Origin of the sequence: Acidovorax sp. SUPP2825, assembly GCF_030158995.1 — a bacterium.
In the GTDB taxonomy this organism is placed as follows: domain Bacteria; phylum Pseudomonadota; class Gammaproteobacteria; order Burkholderiales; family Burkholderiaceae_C; genus Paracidovorax.
The window spans coordinates 172765-189732 of the sequence record NZ_BQXK01000002.1; the positions used below are offsets into that span (position 1 = coordinate 172765).

Genomic DNA, 16968 nt, shown 5'->3' on the forward strand with positions numbered 1-16968 from the left:
CGGGATGCGGGGGGAACCCGAAAAGAAAACAGCCGGCACTGTAACCCCCTCCCCCGTTTGGCGCCCGGCCGGCCGCGGCCCCCCGGGTCGCGTGCGATTCCGTAGCCGGCCGTGGGCCGCGTCCGACAGGGCCCGGCCTGCGCGCGGCCTATCTTCGCCGCAGCGCTCCCGCCGTTCCTTTCCTACCGCCTGCATGTCTTCCTCTGCTTCTGCCGCTGCGCACCCCGCGGCAGCCACCGCGGCACCCGCCCCTGCCGCCCCCCTCGCCGCTTCCCGGCGCGCCCCCACTTTTTCCGCCGCCGCCTGGCGCCAGTTCATGAGCGTGGCCAAGCCGTACTGGCTCGGCGACAAGAAGGTCGCGGCCTGGTCCCTGCTCGGCCTGCTGGTGCTGCTGATGCTGTGCGAGACGCAGCTGGCCGTGATGCTGATCGACCGCACCGGCGAGATGACCTCGGCCCTGGCCGCCAAGGACCGCGACCGCTTCTGGGACGCGGTGCGCACCTGCCTGCTGGTGCTGGGCTTCGCCGTGCCGGTGTACGCCTTCTACTACTACATGCGCGATGCGTTCTCCAACCACTGGCGGCGCTGGCTCACGCACCGCTTCCTGGACGGCTACCTGGGCGGCCGGCGCTACTACGAGCTGAACACGCAGGGCGGCATCGACAACCCCGACCAGCGCATCAGCGAGGACATCAACACCTTCACGGGCCGCTCCACGCACTTCCTGCTGATCTTCGTCGGCGCGGGCATGCAGCTGGTGGCCTTCAGCACCGTGCTGTGGTCGATCTCCAAGGTGCTCGTGGCCTTTCTGGCGGTGTATGCCCTGCTGGGCACGGTGGTGGCGCTGTACGTGTTCGGCGCGCCGCTCATCCGCCTGAACTTCTGGCAGCTGCGGCGCGAGGCGGATTTCCGCTTCGGGCTGATGCGGCTGCGCGAGAACGCCGAGTCGATCGCGTTCTACCGCGGCGAGTCGCAGGAGCGCGCGCAACTGGACCACAGCTTCCAGGCGGTGTTCACCAACTACGCGCGGCTCATCAAGCGCCAGCGCTCGCTCAACCTGTTCCAGCGCGCGTTCAGCCAGCTCACGGTGGTGATTCCCGCCATCATCCTGGCCGATGCGGTGCTCTCCGGCGACATGGAGGTGGGCCGCGCCATCCAGGCGGCCGGCGCGTTCGCGGCGGTGCTCGCCGCCGTCTCGCTGATCGTGGACAACTTCGAGAGCCTGAGCCGCTTCGTGGCCGGCATCGGCCGGCTGGACACGCTGGCCCAGGCCCTGCTCGGTGCACCGGCCCGGCGCGAGGAGCCGGCGGCGCCCGAGGCCGTGTCCGCTGCGCGCAAGCTGCGCCGCCAGCAAAAGCGCGATTCACGCCGCCAGCGCGGCACCCCGTCGGCCGCCCCGGCCTCGCAAGCAACGCCCCCCGCGCCCGCCACCAAAGCGGCAGCCCCGGACACCTCGCGCGAGATCCAGGCGCGGGAAGGCGAACGCCTGGCCATCGACGGGCTCACGCTCTACACCCCGAAATTCGGCCGCTTGCTGGTCAAGGACCTCACGCTGGAGCTGCAGCCGGGCGATGCGCTGCTCATCACCGGGGCCAGCGGCTGCGGCAAGAGCTCGCTGCTGCGCGCCATCGCCGGGCTGTGGCGCACGGGCGACGGCGTGGTGCAGCACCCGCCGCTGGACGAGGTGTTCTTCCTGCCCCAGCGCCCCTACATGCAGCCCGGCACGCTGCGCAGCCAGATGATCTACCCGGCGCGCACGACCGCGCTGGACGATGCGCAGTTGCTGCAGATCCTGCAAGACGTGCACCTGCCCGAGCTGGCCGACCGCGTGGGCGGGCTCGATGCCACGCGCGACTGGGAAAAGCAGCTGTCGGTCGGCGAACAGCAGCGCCTGGCCTTCGCCCGCGTGCTGGTGCGCCAGCCGCGCACCGTGATCCTGGACGAAGCCACCAGCGCGCTGGACGGCGCCAACGAAGCGGCGCTGTACGAGCGGCTGCGCGCCAGCGGCGCCTCCATCATCAGCATCGCCCACCGGCCGGCGGTGCTGGCGCACCACACGCACGTACTGCAGCTGCTGGGCGAAGGCCGCTGGGCCCTGCACCCGGCCGAGGGCTTTCAGTTCGAGGCGTGAGGGGGTGAGGCGCCGCTCGCGGCGGGTGGCGTGAGCAGGCTCAAGCGGCGCACGCCGCGGGTTCCAGCACCAGCACAGTCGCCACGTGCGCGTCCTGCGCCAGCAGGCGCTTGCGCATGCAGACCACGGCCTTGTCCTTGGACAGCAGGATGGCGCGGTGCGCCACGGCCAGGTCGATGAACTTCTGGTCGTCCGCATCCTTGCACACCGAGGGCACGCGCGCCGCCTCGGGCACCACACGCACCCGGGCGTCGAAGGCAGCCAGCACGGCCGCGGCATCCAGGCCGTAGAACGCCAGGCGCGGCACGATCTGCGGGTAGGCCAGCACGCGCTCCAGCTCGTCGCGCATGGCCTGCGTGGCCACCCACTGCAGCCGCCCCTGGGCGAGCAGCTCGCGCAGCGGCGCCACGGCGGGGTCGGCGAACACCAGCAGGTCCAGCACGATGTTGGTGTCCACCACCACGGCACGCGGTGCGTCTGCGCCCGCGGCCTGCGCCGGCAGGCGCAGCTCAACCCGCATCGGGCGGGCTTTCCACGGGCCGGGGGGGACGCTCGCGCGCCGAGCCGCGCACCATGTCGAAGCGGAACAGGCGGCACTCGATGGGGCCGTTCCACATGGGCACGCGGCGCGACTCCTTCAGGCGCATCTTGCCGGGCAGCTTGAGGTCAGGCGTGAGCATCCAGCCCTGCCAGCCGGAGAAGTTCTTCTTCCAGTGCGTGGCGAGCTGGCTGAAGAACTCGCCGCCGTCCTCGGTCTGCGCCGTCTCGCGGCCCGCGCGCTCCACGTGGCCGGCGCGCTCGGACGCGCTGCGCCCGGCCGTGCCCGCGGCGGCAATGCGCTCGCCATAGGGCGGGTTCAGCAGCATCACGCCGGGCTGGGCGGTGGGCGGCATGCGCTGCAGCGCGTCGCCGCCGCGCAGCTCGATGGCCTGGGCCACGCCCGCGCGCTCGGCGTTGCGCTGGGCGAAGTCCACCATGCGGTGCGACACGTCCGAGCCGAAGATGCCCACTGCCGGCGGTTTGATTGCCTGTTCTGCTTCATTTTTTATAGCAGACCAGACATGGGCCTGGAACGGCAGCAGCTTCTCGAAGGCGAACCGCCGCTGCATGCCGGCGGGGATGTGGCAGGCCATCTGCGCTGCCTCGATCAGCACGGTGCCGCTGCCGCAGCAGGGGTCGTACAGCGGCACTTCGCCCTGCGGGTCCCAGCCGGTGGCCGCGATCATGGCGGCGGCCAGGGTCTCCTTGAGCGGGGCGTCGCCCTTGTCCTCGCGCCAGCCGCGCTTGAACAGCGGCTCGCCCGAGGTGTCGATGTACACCGTGGCCTCGTCGGTGGTCAGGTGCAGGTGGATGCGCACGTCGGGCCACTGGGTGTCCACGTCCGGGCGCACGCCGGTCTTGGCGCGAAAGCGGTCGGCCACGGCGTCCTTCACACGCAATGCGGCGAAGTTCAGGCTGGTGAGCGGGCTGTGCTGGGCGGTGACGTCGATCTTGAAGCTCTGGCGCGGGGTGAACCAGATCTCCCAGGCGACCTCGCTCGCGGCGGCGTACAGGTCGTTCTCGGAGCGGTACGGCCGCTGGCCGAGCTGCACCAGCACGCGCTGCGCGAGCCGGCTGTGCAGGTTGAGCATCAGCGCGTCGCGCCAGGAGGCCCGCAGCAGCACGCCGCCCCGGCCGGTGAGCAGGTCCTGGCCGGTCAGGCCGGTGATGCCATGCACCTCGTCGGCCAGAAAGCCCTCGACGCCGGCGGCGCAGGGCAGGAAAAATTGCAGTTGGTTCATAGACGGCCCCGAGGATACGCGCTGGCAGCCCCGCTGCGGCGCCGAAGGCCCCCGCCGCCCGGCAAGGGCGCGGCAGGGCATGCGGGAAGCCCCGCGAATTCGGGCGAATCGGGGCATCAGGGTTTCCACCTAGCAGAACCGCCGGCTTGGCATTTGAGATGCGTCAACCGATGGTCAGAATGAACCCTTGTGTGTATCCAATTGCAAAGGTACCCCATGTTCAAAAGCCTGCGTGCGCGCCTCATCGGCATCTGCGTCGCCATCACCGTGCTCTCTCTGCTGGCCCTGGCGCTGGTGACCTTCTTCGTGGTGCGCAACGACACGCTGGCGCAGCTGGACGAGCACGTCGGCGGGCTCACCCGCCTGCATGCCGACGAAGTGGCCGAATGGGTGCGCGAAAAGCAGCGGATCACCTCGTCCCTCAAGGTCGCCACCGAGCAGCCGGACCCGCTGCCCATGCTGCGCGCCATCAAGCAGGCCGGCGCGTTCGACCTGGTGTACTTCACCTATGCGGACAAGCGCCACATGGCGCTCACCAAGGTGCCGGACGGGTACGACGGCACTTCGCGCCCCTGGTACAAGCAGGCGGCACAGGCGGGCGGCCCCGTCATCACCCCCGCCTACGTGGGCGCGAGCAGCGGCAAGCTGACCATCACCTTCGCCGAGCCCGCCGGCCCGGCCGGCCAGCCCACGGCCGTGGTGGCCACCGACATCTACCTGGATTCGGTGACCGCCAAGGTCAACGCCATCCACCCGATCGCCAAGAGCTTCGCCTTCCTGCTGGACGGCGACAGCAAGATCCTGGCGTATGCCAAGCCCGGCATGGCGCTCAAGCCCGTCTCCGAGATCTCGGGCAGCCTGGACGCCGCGCTCATCAAGCGCCTGGCCGAGCGCAACGAGCGCACCGACGTGCAGATCGACGGCGCCGAACAGATGCTCTACGCCGCCAAGGTGCAGGGCACGCCCTGGACGCTGGCCATCGCCATCGACCGCGCCGAGGCCACGCAATCGGTCAGCGCGCTGCTGAAAGTGGCCATCGTCATCACCCTGCTGAGCGTGGTGGCCGCCGTCGCACTGGTCACCGTGGCCGTGAGCCACCAGCTGCGCCGCCTGGGCGTGGTGCGCGATGCGCTGGAAGACATCGCCTCGGGCGACGGCGACCTGACGCGCCGCCTGTCCACCCACGGCAGCGACGAACTCACCCAGATCGCCAGCGCCTTCAACCACTTCGTGGACAAGATCGCGGCGGTGCTGGTGCAGATCCGCGCCTCGTCCGAATCCGTGCGCCTGGCCACCAGCGAGATCGCCAGCGGCAACCAGGACCTGTCCTCGCGCACCGAGCAGCAGGCCAGCTCGCTGGAAGAGACGGCGGCCGCCATGGAGCAGCTCACCGCCACCGTGCAGCAGAACGCCGAGAACGCGCGCCAGGCCAACACGCTGGCCACGGGCGCCTCGGAGATCGCTACGCATGGCGGCACCGTGGTGGGCCAGGTCGTGAAGACCATGGGCGGCATCGATGCCTCGGCCCGCAAGATCGTGGACATCATCGGCGTGATCGACGGCATCGCTTTCCAGACCAACATCCTGGCGCTGAACGCGGCGGTGGAAGCCGCCCGCGCCGGTGAGCAGGGCCGCGGCTTCGCCGTGGTGGCGAGCGAGGTGCGCACGCTGGCCCAACGCAGCGCGACCGCCGCCAAGGAGATCAAGGCGCTGATCGACGATTCGGTCAACCAGGTGGATGCCGGCAGCAAGCTGGTGCAGGACGCCGGGGCGACCATGGACAAGGTGGTGGACAGCGTGCGCCGCGTGACGGCCATCGTGGCCGAGATCAGCAACGCCAGCCAGGAGCAGAGCACCGGCATCGCCGAGATCGGCAGCGCCGTGAGCCAGATGGACCAATCCACCCAGCAGAACGCCGCGCTGGTGGAAGAGGCCACCGCCGCCGCGCAGTCGCTGCAGCAGCAGGCGGCGCAGCTGGCCGACGCGGTCGCCGGCTTCAAGCTCGACGCCCACGGGGCCGCAACGCCGTCGCGGGGCGGTCCGGCGGCCGGAACGAACCGCGCCCTGACCATGCGATAAAAAACGGCCTCCAGAACAATAAGCACTAGGGCATATTGCTATATATTTGATAGCAAATCACCCAACCGCATGGCGATCGGGCTCAGGCCTGGGGCGTGGCAGCCCCGATCAGCGATAAAGGACAGGGGCGCCGGGTGGCATTCAAGCCCGCGCGCGCCCTTCTTTCGGCCTTCGCTGACGGCGCCAAGGCCCCGCGGCGGCCATGATGGCCGCGATGACCCCCACCCTGCCCTCGCGCACCCCTTCGGCGCCAGCCCGCCCCGGCCGAGCCCCCCTCACGCCACGCACCTGGCTCGCCCTGGCCGGCTGGCTCGCGATCGCCTTCGTGGCCGCCGCGGTCGGCAGCATCGCTTCGGTCCAGGCGCCGCAGTTCTACGCCCAGCTCACCCAGCCGGCCTGGGCGCCGCCGGCCTGGCTGTTCGGGCCGGTGTGGAGCGCGCTGTACGCCATGATGGGCATCGCCGCCTGGCTGGCGTGGCGCGAGCCCGCAGGGGCCCTGCGCCGGCGCGCGCTGTGGCTGTTCGCCGTGCAGCTGGCACTCAATGCGCTGTGGAGCTGGCTGTTCTTCCAGTGGCACCAGGGCGCCTGGGCCCTGGCCGACATCGGCCTGCTGTGGTGCTGCGTGGCCGCCACCCTGGTGGCGTTCTGGCGGCTGAGGCCGCTGGCCGGGGCGCTGCTGGCGCCCTACCTGGCCTGGATCACCTTCGCCGCCGCGCTGAACTTCACGGTCTGGCGGCTGAATCCGCAGCTGCTGGGCTGAGGGGCCGGCGTCTTTCGCGGCGCGGGCGCTACAGCGCCTTGCGCAGGTTGGCCGGCGCGATCTTGAGCGCTTCGCGGTACTTGGCCACGGTGCGGCGCGCGCACTCGATGCCCTGCTCCTTCAGCATCTCGGCGATCTGGCTGTCCGACAGCGGCTTGGCCGGGCTCTCGGCCGAGACGAACTGCTTGATGAGCGCCCGCACCGCCGTGCTGGAGGCGTTGCCCCCGGTCTCGGTGCCCAGGCCCGAGCCGAAGAAATACTTGAGCTCGTACGTGCCCTGCGGCGTGGCCATGTACTTGGCCGTGGTCACGCGGCTGATGGTGGACTCGTGCAGGCCCAGCTCGTCGGCGATGTCGCGCAGCACCAGCGGCCGCATGGCCAGCTCGCCGTGGACGAAGAAGTTCTTCTGCCGGTCCACGATGGCGCGCGACACGCGCAGGATGGTGTCGAAGCGCTGCTGGATGTTCTTGATGAACCAGCGCGCCTCCTGCAGCCGCTGCTGCAGGCCCTGGTGGCCCTCGCCGCCGCGGTTGCCGCGCAGCGCGCCGGCGTAGATGTCGTGCACACGCAGGCGCGGCATCACGTCGGGATTGAGCTGCACGCTGAAGTTCTGCTGGGTGCCGCGCCCGGTCTTCTTCACGATGACGTCGGGGACGATGATGTTGCGCTCCACCTCGGCGAAGGCGCGGCCGGGCCGGGGCTCCAGGCGGGCGATCAGCGCCATGGCCGCGCGCGTGCGCTCCTCGCCGCCGCCGCAAGCCTGCGCCAGGCGGCGAACGTCGCGCCGCGCGAGCATCTCCAGCGGCTGCTGGCAGATGCGCAGCGCGGTCTGCACCACCTCCGGGTCGCCCTCGCCGTCCTCGCGCAGCGCCTTGAGCTGCAGGGTCAGGCACTCGGCCAGTCCGCGCGCGCCCACGCCCACCGGGTCCAGGCTCTGCAGCAGTCCCAGCGCCACGGTGAAGCGGTGCACCAGCTCCTCGACCTGCTCGGTGTCGTCCTCGCCCGCCAGGCTCACGGCGAGCGACGGCAGCGATTCGTCCAGGTAGCCATCGTCGTTGAGCGACTCGATGAGAAAGCGCAGCGCGGCGGTGTCGACCTCGGACAGGCGCAGGCCCAGCGCCTGCCGGTGCAGGTAGGCGGTGAGCGACTCGTGGCTGCGGGCCAGTTCGGTGGCGTCGGCTTCGTCGCCCTCGCCGGCCGTGCGCGTGCGGGCCGGAGCGTCGCCGCCCCATTCGCCGTCGTCCGGCGCCATCTCGACGGTGCCGTCGCCTTCCCAGTCGGGGGCGTCGGCGCTGCCAGGCGCCTCGGCGGCGCTCGCGGCATCGCCCTCCGAAGAGGACTCCACCGCCGCGCTGGACTCGGCGGGCGCGCCGGAATAGATGGCCTCTTCGGTGTGGCGGTCGTCCTCGCTCACGGGCGCATCGGCCTGCGGCAAACCGAATTCTTCGCGCGCGGCCTCTTCGGCGGTGCGTTCGAGGAAGGGGTTTTCGTCGAGCATCTGCTCGACCTCTTGCGACAGTTCCAGGGTGGACAACTGCAGCAGCCGGATGGACTGCTGCAACTGCGGCGTGAGTGCCAGATGCTGCGAGACGCGCAGCGACAGCCCCGGCTTCATCACACCGGTGCCGCCGGGCCGCCCCGAGGCGCGAGAGCCCCCGCGGGGAACAGCGCAGTCAACACGATGACCAGCGTGGACGCCATGCTCACATCCTGAAATGCTCGCCGAGGTACACGCGCCGCACCTCGGCGTTGTCCACGATCTCGGAGGGCGTGCCCCGCGCCAGCACGCGCCCATCGCTGATGATGAATGCGTGGTCGCAGATACCCAGGGTCTCGCGCACGTTGTGGTCGGTGATGAGCACGCCGATGCCCCGCGCCTTGAGGAACCCGATGATGCGCTGGATCTCGATCACGGCGATGGGGTCGATGCCCGCAAACGGCTCGTCGAGCAGGATGAAGCGCGGCTGCGTGGCCAGGGCCCGCGCGATCTCCACGCGGCGGCGCTCGCCGCCCGAGAGCGCCAGGGCCGGGGAGGCCCGCAGGTGCTCCACGCGCAGTTCCTGCAGCAGGGCGGTGAGGCGCGACTCGATCTCGTCGCGGCTCAGGGCCTTGTCGTTTTCGTCGCGCTGCAGCTCCAGCACGGCACGCACGTTCTCCTCGACCGTCAGCTTGCGGAAGATCGACGCTTCCTGCGGCAGGTAGGACAGGCCCAGCCGCGAGCGGCGGTGGATGGGCATGTCGGCCACCGAGTGGCCGTCGATGCGGATGTCGCCGCCGTCGCTGCGCACCAGCCCCACGATCATGTAGAACGAGGTGGTCTTGCCCGCGCCGTTGGGGCCGAGCAGGCCGACGACCTCGCCCTTTTGCACGACCATCGACACGTCCTTGACCACCTTGCGGCTGCCATAGGACTTCTCCAGGTGCTCGACCTCCAGCCGGCTCGTGTTGCCGGCCGCCGAGGCGTCGGAGGGGTGTGCCGCCGCCATCACTTCGCGCCGCCGCCCAGTTCGCCGCTGGGCCGCAGCGCGGGGGCCGGCGAGGTGGGGGCCGCAGCGGGCGCCCCGGCCTTGGCCGGAGTCTCCTTGGGCGAGAGCACCGCGCGCACGCGGCCTCCGGGCGTGGCCGCGGTGTTGCTGCCGGCGGGGGCGGCCTTCTGGCCATCGACGGTGAACACGTCGGTCAGGTTGTTGTAGACGATGAGGGCACCGGCCATCTCGTCGGTGAGGGTGGATTCGCGGTAGCGGCGCAGTTCCGAGCGGCGGATGAGCCGCACCAGATCGGCCCGGCCGTCGTACTCGATGACTTCGCCTTCGCCCTCGACGAACTCGTCGGGCATGCCGGGCGCCGTGTCGCGCTTTTGCCGGAAGAAGGCCCGCTTGCCGGCCTCGGCCGTCATGGTGCCGTACTGGAAGCCATCGGGGTCCTGCCGGACATCCAGCCGCGCGCCGCGCAGCAGGATGGTGCCCTTGGTGACCACCACGCGGCCGGTGAAGACGCTGGTTTGCTTGAGCTCATCGTGGCGCAGTGCATCGGCCTCGATGTTCATGGGCTTGTTGCGGTCGGCCTTTTCGGCGCGGGCGCCCCCCATGGCGAAAGCCAGGGCGGCAAGCAGGAGGATCGGTAGGAGGCGTTTTCTCATAGGGCACGAATCTTGCAAAGATTGTAGCCACCCCTTGGCGCGATCCGGGAGCAGCAAAGAAAAAGCCCGCAAACGCGGGCTTGCATCGCACGGAGCGGGGGACTCAACCGCCCTTGGCGGCGGTGGAAGCGAGGTATTCCACCACTTGCAGCACGCCCTGCATGTTGCCGGCCATGGTGCCATCGGTGTAGTAGCGGCCGGCCACGCCCATCGAGGGCACGCCTTCCACGCCGTAGGCTTCCTGCAGCTGGGCGGCCTTGCGCAGCTGGTTGGACACGGAGAAGGAGTTGTACGCCTCCTTGAACTTGGCCACGTCCACGCCCTGCTTGCCGATCCATTCGAAGATCAGGTCGTCCTTGTTGAGGGCCTGCTTTTCCACGTGCACGGCGCGAAACACCTTGGCGTGCAGGTCGCCGACCTTGCCCATGCTTTCCAGGGCGAAGTACAGCTTTTGCTGCGGTGTGAAGCTGGAGTTGAACGCCACGGGCATGCGGCGGATGACCAGGTCCTTGGGCGCCGCCTTGAGCCAGGCTTCCAGCGTGGGCTCGAAGGCGTTGCAGTGCGGGCAGCTGTACCAGAAGAACTCGATGACCTCGACCTTGCCGGCTGGCACGTCGCTGGCCACGGGCTTGGCGAGCTTGACGTAGTCCTTGCCTTCCTTGAATTGGCGGGCCTGGGCCATAGCGGGCGTCGCCAGGGGCAGCGTCAGGGCGGAAGCGGCCACGGCCGTGGCGGTGGACAGGGAAAACTCGCGGCGTTTCATGAAAAAGACACTCCTTGTTCGGTCAGAGGGTTGTGAGCGGCAGCCTGCGGGAAAAGTTCAGCGCTGCACGCGCACCAGCGCGGATTCGACGCCCGCGCCATCGAGCTTGTCCTTGAGCATTTCGGCATCGTCGCGCTTGGTGAAGGGGCCGACGCGCACGCGAAAGACGGTGCGGCCGCTCTGCTCGCGCTCGCTCACCCGGGCCTCCCAGCCCAGCATGGCCAGCTTGGCGCGCTGCGCATCCGCATCGCCCTGGGTGCGGAAGGCACCGGCCTGCACGAAGTAGTCGAACGGCTCGGCGCCGCCGGGCGCGCTGGCGGCACGGGCCTTGGCCAGGTCGCCCAGCGGATCGGACGAGGCGGCCGGCTTGCTGGCGGCACCCCGGGGCGCCGAAGCGGCGGCCACGGCGGCCGGCACCGAAGCGGTGCTCGCGGGGGCCGGTGCGACACCGGCCACTGCGGGCGTCGAACTGGCGGGCACGGGCGGGCGCGCCGGGTTCTTGCCGTACAGCGGCGAATTCGGGTCCCAGTTCTTGTTCTTCTGGGATTCGGCGGCGTCCTGGTCGGCATTGCGCGCACCGCCCTTGTTGAGGAACGGCACCGGCACCTTGGTCACATACACGGCCACGCCCAGCGCCGCCCCCAGGCCCACGACCACCCCGAGGATGAAGCCGATGGCGGTGCCCCCACGTTGCTGTTTTGTCATATCCGTAAACACTCACATTCTGGCTGGCGCCGATACGCCCAGCACGGCCAGGCCATTGTGCAATACCTGTGCGGTGGCGGCGACGAGCGCCAGGCGCGCGCGCTTGACGGCTTCGTCGTCCACCAGGATGCGCTCGGCGTCGTAGTAGCTGTGGTAGCTCGCGGCCAGGTCGCGCAGGTAGAAGGTGACGTCGTGCGGCGCCTCGCCTTCGGTCGCGGCGGTGAGCATTTCGGGGTATTTGGCCAATTGCAGCATCAGCGCCTGGGCTTGCGGGCCTTCGAGCGCGGACAGGTCCACGCCCTGGAGGGACGCCACATCGCCGCCGCCCTGCTCGGCCCAGCTGCGCAGCACCGAGCAGATGCGCGCATGCGCGTACTGCACGTAGTACACCGGGTTGTCGTTGTTCTGCGCCACGGCCAGATCGACGTCGAAGGTGTATTCGGTGTCGGGCTTGCGGCTCAAGAGAAAAAAGCGCACGGCATCCTTGCTGGTCCACTCGATCAGGTCGCGCAGCGTCACGTAGCTGCCGGCGCGCTTGCTGATCTTGACCTCTTCGCCGCCCTTGACCACGCGCACCATGGTGTGCAGCACGTAGTCGGGGTAGCCCTGCGGAATGCCCACGTCGGCGGCCTGCAGGCCGGCGCGCACGCGGGCGATGGTGCCGTGGTGGTCTGTGCCCTGGATGTTGACGACCTTGGTGTAGCCGCGCTCCCATTTGGAGATGTGGTAGGCCACGTCGGGCACGAAGTACGTGTACGAGCCGTCCTGCTTGCGCATGACGCGGTCCTTGTCGTCGCCGTAGTCGGTGGATTGGAGCCACAGCGCGCCGTCCTGCTCGTAGGTCTTGCCGTTGGCGACCAGCCGGTTCACCGTGGCCTCGACGCGGCCGCTGGTGTACAGGCTCGACTCCAGGTAGTACTCGTCGAACTTCAGGTTGAAGGCCTGCAGGTCCTTGTCCTGCTCGTGGCGCAGGTAGGCCACCGCGAAGTTGCGGATGGACTCCACATCCTCCACGTCGCCGCTGGCCGTGAAGGCGCGGTCGGTGGCCTGCACGGTTTTCTTGGCGAGGAAGTCGTTGGCGATGTCCTGGATGTAGTCGCCGTTGTAGAAACCCTTGCTGGCGGGATTCTCGGGATCGGTGGGCCAGCAGTCGTCGCCGGGCTTGAAGCCCTTGGCGCGCAGCTGCGTGCTGTGCGTGAGCGTGTGGATCTGCACGCCCGCATCGTTGTAGTAGTACTCGCGGTGCACCTTCCAGCCCTGCGTGGCGAAGAGGTTGCAGATCGCATCGCCCAGGGCCGCCTGGCGGCCGTGGCCCACGTGCAGCGGGCCCGTGGGGTTGGCCGAGACGAACTCGACCAGCACCTTCCGGCCGTTGTCCGGCTGCTGCCCGAAGCGCTCGCCGGCGGCCAGCACCTCGCGCACCACTTCCTGCTTGGCGGCGGGCTTCAGGCGGATGTTGATGAAGCCGGGGCCGGCGATCTCCAGCGCCTCGACCCAGCGGCCGAAGGCCGACGTGGCCAGCAGGGCCTCGCGCAGCGTTTCGGCCAGTTGGCGGGGGTTCTGCCTGGCGGCCTTGGCCAGCTGCATGGCGGCGGTGCAGGCGAAATCGCCGTGCGCGGCCACCTTGGGGGATTCAAAAGCAGCACGCCCGGCAGCGCCGGGCGACAATTTTTCCAGCTCGCCGGCGAGCGCCGCGAGCAATTCCTGTTTGACGGAGAGCATGCGGCGATTCTACGGGCCGCCCGTCATCCAAACTTTCGGCCATGACGTTATGCTGAACAGCCTCGCGGGGTGAGCGTCGACGGGGGGCTTCCTATCCACTTTTTGCAGGAACACGACATGAAGAATCTGCTCTCCGTGGTGGCCGCCGCCGGCCTCGCCCTCTCCTTCGCCACGGCGCATGCCGCCGATGCCCCCGCAGCCGCCGCCTCCGCGCCGGCCAAGGCCCCCACTGCTCAACAGAGCAAGATGACCACCTGCAACGCCGATGCCAAGACCAAGGCGCTCAAGGGCGACGAACGCAAGGCCTTCATGAAGGACTGCCTCAGCGCCGACAAGCAGGCCGCCCAGCAGGGCAAGATGACCACCTGCAACGCCGACGCCAAGACCAAGGCGCTCAAGGGCGACGAGCGCAAGGCCTTCATGAAGCAGTGCCTGAGCAACAAGCCCGCCGCCTGATCCGGCCGCCGGCCCGCTCTCTCGTCCAAAAGCCCCGCAATGCGGGGCTTTTTTGCTGGGCGCGGGGCATTCAGCGGGTGCCGACGCCCCGCGCGAGGAACGTGGCCGCCAGCGGGATCAGCACCAGCAGGTGCGCCTCGATCATGACCAGGCGCCGGGTGCTGCGGATCGCCGCCTCGTCCGGCAGCGCCCCCGTGGCACGCAGGGCCTTGCGCCAGCGCAGGAACCGCAGGGTGGGCGCGATGGAGATCAGCCCGACCACCACGAAGAGCCCCACCTTCACATGCAGCAGCGGCTGCATTCCATACCACTGCGCGCCCTTGATGCCCCAGCCGACACGGGCCAGCCCCGTGGCCAGCACGGCCAGGGCCGCGATGCCATAGAACCGGTCCAGCTGCGCCAGCCGCTCCACCGCGGCCGCGTTCAGCCAGGCCGGGCGGCACAGCGCGGCTTCGCTGGCCAGGAAGGTGACCATGGTGAGAATGGCCAGGAAATGGGCATAGGCCAGCAGGGCTTCGGTGGTCATGTGGCGTTCCTTGGAGTAGGGGCGGCGCGATGGTAGCGCGCCCACGGGCAACGCCTGCGCCGCGTTTCGCTCGCCGGTGCAGCGCTTCGGATGCACGCGCGGGATCGCCGCGGAAGGCGCAACAGTGAAGGCTTCACCATTCTTGCGAGGCATGTCCATGCCGATCCCATCGATTTCCCACACTCAGCTCAGCACCCTGTTCAAGGACGGCCAGGGCAAGTCCGACACACAGGACCTGGTCAAGAAGGTCCTGGAAATGCTGCTCGTCAGCCTGCTGGAAAAGCTCAGCAAGAAAGACGATGCGCCGTCCAGCCCATCCAGCGGCGCGCCGGCTGCCAGCCCCGCCAGCGCACCCGCTGCGAGCCCGTCCTCCGGCACATCACCCAGCCCGGCCCCCAGCCCGTCGGCCGGCCCGGCCAGCACCCCATCGGCCCCTCCGGCGCCTACGCCCACGCAAAACAGCACCGCCGGCACGGCCCCCGCACCGGCACCCGCGGCCAGCCCTGCCGCCCCCGGCAGCGGCACGGCAGGCAACGACTTCGGCACGCAGAGCGTGGCGGAAGGTGCGGGCAAGGTCCACCCGAAATTCGAGCCGGTGCTGCGCGGCGACGAGTCGCAAAAGGACGCGCAGATCCAGACCCAGGCGGACTTCGGCAAGGCGGCCGATGCCACGGCCAAGGAATACGGCCTCGACCCCAACCTGTTCCGCGCGCAGCTGGAGGTGGAATCCAACGCCTTCTCCAAGGGCTTCCAGGGCGCCATGAAGCTGGAAGGCGACCTGGGCCGCGCCGGCGAGAACAACACCTCCATCGGCCTGGGGCAGATTTCCCGCAAGTTCCTGGACGGCCGCGAATGGGCGGATGGCGGCCCCGGCAACGAACGGGTCGGCGGCCAGAAGGTGTCCACCGAGCAATACCAGGGCAGCGTGACGACGCAGTTGCGCATGGCCGCGTCCAACCTGGCCCAGCGCGTGGCCGACCATGGCGGCCTGCAGCAGGGGCTGGCGTACTACGTGTCGGGCAACCCCGACCCGGGCAATGCCAACGCCAGCGCCTACATCGACCGGATCAACACGGCGCTGAAGGACCCGGCGGTCGTCGGGCCCGGCCGCTGACCCGCGCAGGCCGCGAAGGCCGCGCAACGGGGCGCCGCCCGCGCCGCATCACTGCGGCGCCGGCGCCCCGATGTCCTGGCGCACCCAGCCGTCGAGCAGCGCCTTTTCATACCGCAGCGGATCGCTGCCGCCCCGCCCCGCGCGGGACAGGAACGACGGATCGCGCAGTTCGCGGCGACCGGACTGCAGCACGCGGCCATCGGCCGCCGTTCGCTGGAACTCCAGGTCGATGCGCGGCGGATACACGTCGCGCACGATGCGCACCTGCGCCAGCTGCGCGCCGCGCCCGGGCTCGAACCCGCCCGCGCGCTGCACGTCGGTGATGCGCACCGCCAGCCGCTCGCCATCGGGCAGCGCGGCGGCCGCGCGTTCGGACAGGTGCTGGCACAGGGCATCGACCCACGCCCGGCGCGCGCGGTCGGACTCGTGCGGGCCCATTCGGGCATCGCTGAAGCGGGAGGGATCGTCGTACTCCACGCTGACGATGCCCGGAGGAATCGCCTGTGCGCCGCGTGCCGCGGCAGGCCCGGGGCCGGGAGCGGCCGGCCGTGCGGACTCCGGAGCCGGGCTTCGGCCCGCCACGGGCGCCTGGGGCGCAGCTGGGGCCGATGGCGGCCCGCCCGCGCAGCCGGCCAGCACGGCCGCGGCGGCCAGCAGGGCCAGCGACGCGCGCGCCCGGCCGCGACCCGGCCAGGCCATGCCCGCGGCGCGCGCCGTCGCGCCGCGCCGCCTCGGTGGGAAATGGTGGGTCATGGCAAGGCTCCTTCTTGGGTGGATGGGGCGGCGGCAGGGCCCGCCGTGCGACGCCAGAACTCGGGCTGGCCGTAATGGTGCTTGAGGTAGTCGATCCACAGCCGCACGCGCAGCGGCATGTGCTTGCGCTGGGGAAAGACCACGTAGATGCCGTTGGGCGGCGCGGCGAAGTCTTCCAGCACGGCGGCCAGGCGGCCCGCGGCGATCTCGGCCTCGACCTCCCAGGTGCTGCGCCAGGCGATGCCCCAGCCGCCCAGGCACCAGTCGTGCAGCACCTGCCCGTCCGAGCAGTCCAGCGGACCGCCGGGCTTGAAGTGCACGACCTCGGTGCCGCCGCCCTCGGCCGCTGGCATGCGAAAGGCCCAGCCGCGCGTTTGCGAGGCGTCGCTGGAGAGCGTGAGGCAGGCGTGCTGCGCCAGATCGCCCGGGTGGCGCGGCGTGCCGTGGCGCGCCAGGTACGCCGGCGTGGCCACGCACAGGCGCCGGTTGTCGGCGATGCGCACGCTCACCAGGGAAGAGTCGGGCAGGTCGCCCACGCGCACCGCGCAGTCGAACCCCTCGCCCGCCAGATCGACCACGCGGTCGCTCAGGTTGAGCGAGATGGTCACCTCGGCATGCAGGTCGCGAAAGCGTGGCACCAGCGGCGCCACGTGGCGCCGCCCGAAACCCGCCGGCGCGGTGATGCGCAGGTGCCCGGTGGCCTTGACGCCGCCCGCGGACACGCTGGCCTCGGCATTCGCCACGTCGGACAGCAGGCGTTGGCAATCTTCGAGGAAGGCGCTGCCCTCGTGCGTGAGGTGGATGCGCCGCGTGGTGCGCACCATGAGCTTGACCCCCAGGTGCTCTTCCAGCGCATCGAGCCGGCGCCCCATGATGGCCGGGGCCACGCCTTCGGCCTTGGCGGCCGCGGTGAGGCTGCCGCGCGTTGCCACCGACACGAATGACTCGAAGGCCTTGAGCTTGTCCATGGGCGCCGATTATGCGGATGGATGTCACGGATGCATGCGGGTTCCGCGCTGATTGCTGACGTAGGACTTCA

Annotated in this window: 16 protein-coding genes; 5 read left to right on the forward strand and 11 right to left on the reverse strand. The window is 70.1% G+C overall.

The features are described from left to right. The first annotated feature begins 193 nt into the window (after positions 1–193). Positions 194–2131, forward strand: coding sequence for an ABC transporter ATP-binding protein/permease (locus tag AVAK2825_RS03315; protein ID WP_284394363.1), 1938 nt, complete (start codon positions 194–196; stop codon positions 2129–2131). A gap of 40 nt (positions 2132–2171) precedes the next feature. Here AVAK2825_RS03315 and AVAK2825_RS03320 read toward each other — a convergent pair whose 3' ends face one another. Together AVAK2825_RS03320 and AVAK2825_RS03325 are read right to left on the reverse strand one after the other, a co-directional pair. Next, positions 2172–2651, reverse strand: coding sequence for a putative toxin-antitoxin system toxin component, PIN family (locus tag AVAK2825_RS03320; RefSeq protein WP_272565711.1), 480 nt, complete (start codon positions 2649–2651; stop codon positions 2172–2174). Then, positions 2641–3912 (reverse strand): THUMP domain-containing class I SAM-dependent RNA methyltransferase, encoded by a 1272-nt coding sequence (locus AVAK2825_RS03325; protein WP_284394366.1) that lies wholly within the window; start codon positions 3910–3912, stop codon positions 2641–2643. Before AVAK2825_RS03325 ends, AVAK2825_RS03320 begins: the two co-directional genes overlap by 11 nt. 216 nt (positions 3913–4128) lie before the next feature. Here AVAK2825_RS03325 and AVAK2825_RS03330 point away from each other — a divergent pair, with 216 nt between their 5' ends. Together AVAK2825_RS03330 and AVAK2825_RS03335 are read left to right on the forward strand one after the other, a co-directional pair. Next, entirely contained in the window at positions 4129–5991 is a 1863-nt protein-coding gene (locus AVAK2825_RS03330; protein ID WP_284394368.1) for a methyl-accepting chemotaxis protein, read from the forward strand. A gap of 214 nt (positions 5992–6205) precedes the next feature. After that, complete coding sequence (locus tag AVAK2825_RS03335) at positions 6206–6751, forward strand: TspO/MBR family protein (RefSeq protein ID WP_284394369.1); 546 nt, start codon at positions 6206–6208, stop codon at positions 6749–6751. Between the two features lie 28 nt (positions 6752–6779). On the opposite strand, the gene AVAK2825_RS03340 is transcribed toward AVAK2825_RS03335, so the two are convergent. From AVAK2825_RS03340 to argS, 6 genes are all read right to left on the reverse strand, one after another. Beyond that, on the reverse strand, positions 6780–8366 hold the full coding sequence (locus tag AVAK2825_RS03340; protein ID WP_284394370.1) for an RNA polymerase factor sigma-54: 1587 nt from the start codon (positions 8364–8366) through the stop codon (positions 6780–6782). Positions 8367–8454: 88 nt separating this feature from the next. After that, positions 8455–9237 (reverse strand): LPS export ABC transporter ATP-binding protein, encoded by a 783-nt coding sequence (lptB, locus tag AVAK2825_RS03345; protein WP_284394373.1) that lies wholly within the window; start codon positions 9235–9237, stop codon positions 8455–8457. Next, positions 9237–9890 carry a lipopolysaccharide transport periplasmic protein LptA gene (lptA, locus tag AVAK2825_RS03350; RefSeq protein ID WP_272565719.1) on the reverse strand — a complete coding sequence of 218 codons (654 nt, stop codon included), beginning with the start codon at positions 9888–9890 and terminating at the stop codon, positions 9237–9239. Before lptA ends, lptB begins: the two co-directional genes overlap by 1 nt. Before the next feature lie 103 nt (positions 9891–9993). Continuing rightward, complete coding sequence (locus tag AVAK2825_RS03355; RefSeq protein WP_284394376.1) at positions 9994–10653, reverse strand: thiol:disulfide interchange protein DsbA/DsbL; 660 nt, start codon at positions 10651–10653, stop codon at positions 9994–9996. A 57-nt stretch (positions 10654–10710) separates the two neighbouring features. Next, on the reverse strand, positions 10711–11358 hold the full coding sequence (locus AVAK2825_RS03360; protein WP_284394378.1) for an SPOR domain-containing protein: 648 nt from the start codon (positions 11356–11358) through the stop codon (positions 10711–10713). Between the two features lie 12 nt (positions 11359–11370). Next, positions 11371–13080, reverse strand: a complete 1710-nt coding sequence (gene argS, locus AVAK2825_RS03365; protein WP_284394380.1) for an arginine--tRNA ligase — start codon at positions 13078–13080, stop codon at positions 11371–11373. Positions 13081–13197: 117 nt separating this feature from the next. Between argS and AVAK2825_RS03370 the strand changes: the two genes are divergently transcribed. Then, positions 13198–13536 carry a PsiF family protein gene (locus AVAK2825_RS03370; RefSeq protein WP_272565724.1) on the forward strand — a complete coding sequence of 113 codons (339 nt, stop codon included), beginning with the start codon at positions 13198–13200 and terminating at the stop codon, positions 13534–13536. 70 nt (positions 13537–13606) lie between these two features. Here the strand turns inward: AVAK2825_RS03370 and AVAK2825_RS03375 are convergent, their stop codons facing one another. Then, the gene (locus tag AVAK2825_RS03375) at positions 13607–14062 is read right to left on the reverse strand and encodes a DUF2214 family protein (protein WP_284394754.1); all 456 of its coding nucleotides are present in this window, start codon (positions 14060–14062) and stop codon (positions 13607–13609) included. Between the two features lie 151 nt (positions 14063–14213). Between AVAK2825_RS03375 and AVAK2825_RS03380 the strand changes: the two genes are divergently transcribed. Then, on the forward strand, positions 14214–15176 hold the full coding sequence (locus AVAK2825_RS03380; protein ID WP_284394384.1) for an FmdB family transcriptional regulator: 963 nt from the start codon (positions 14214–14216) through the stop codon (positions 15174–15176). 48 nt (positions 15177–15224) lie between these two features. Here the strand turns inward: AVAK2825_RS03380 and AVAK2825_RS03385 are convergent, their stop codons facing one another. Both AVAK2825_RS03385 and AVAK2825_RS03390 read right to left on the reverse strand, forming a co-directional pair. Next, positions 15225–15929, reverse strand: a complete 705-nt coding sequence (locus tag AVAK2825_RS03385) for a DUF3016 domain-containing protein (RefSeq protein WP_284394388.1) — start codon at positions 15927–15929, stop codon at positions 15225–15227. Then, complete coding sequence (locus AVAK2825_RS03390) at positions 15926–16897, reverse strand: LysR family transcriptional regulator (protein ID WP_284394392.1); 972 nt, start codon at positions 16895–16897, stop codon at positions 15926–15928. Before AVAK2825_RS03390 ends, AVAK2825_RS03385 begins: the two co-directional genes overlap by 4 nt. Positions 16898–16968 lie beyond the last annotated feature (71 nt).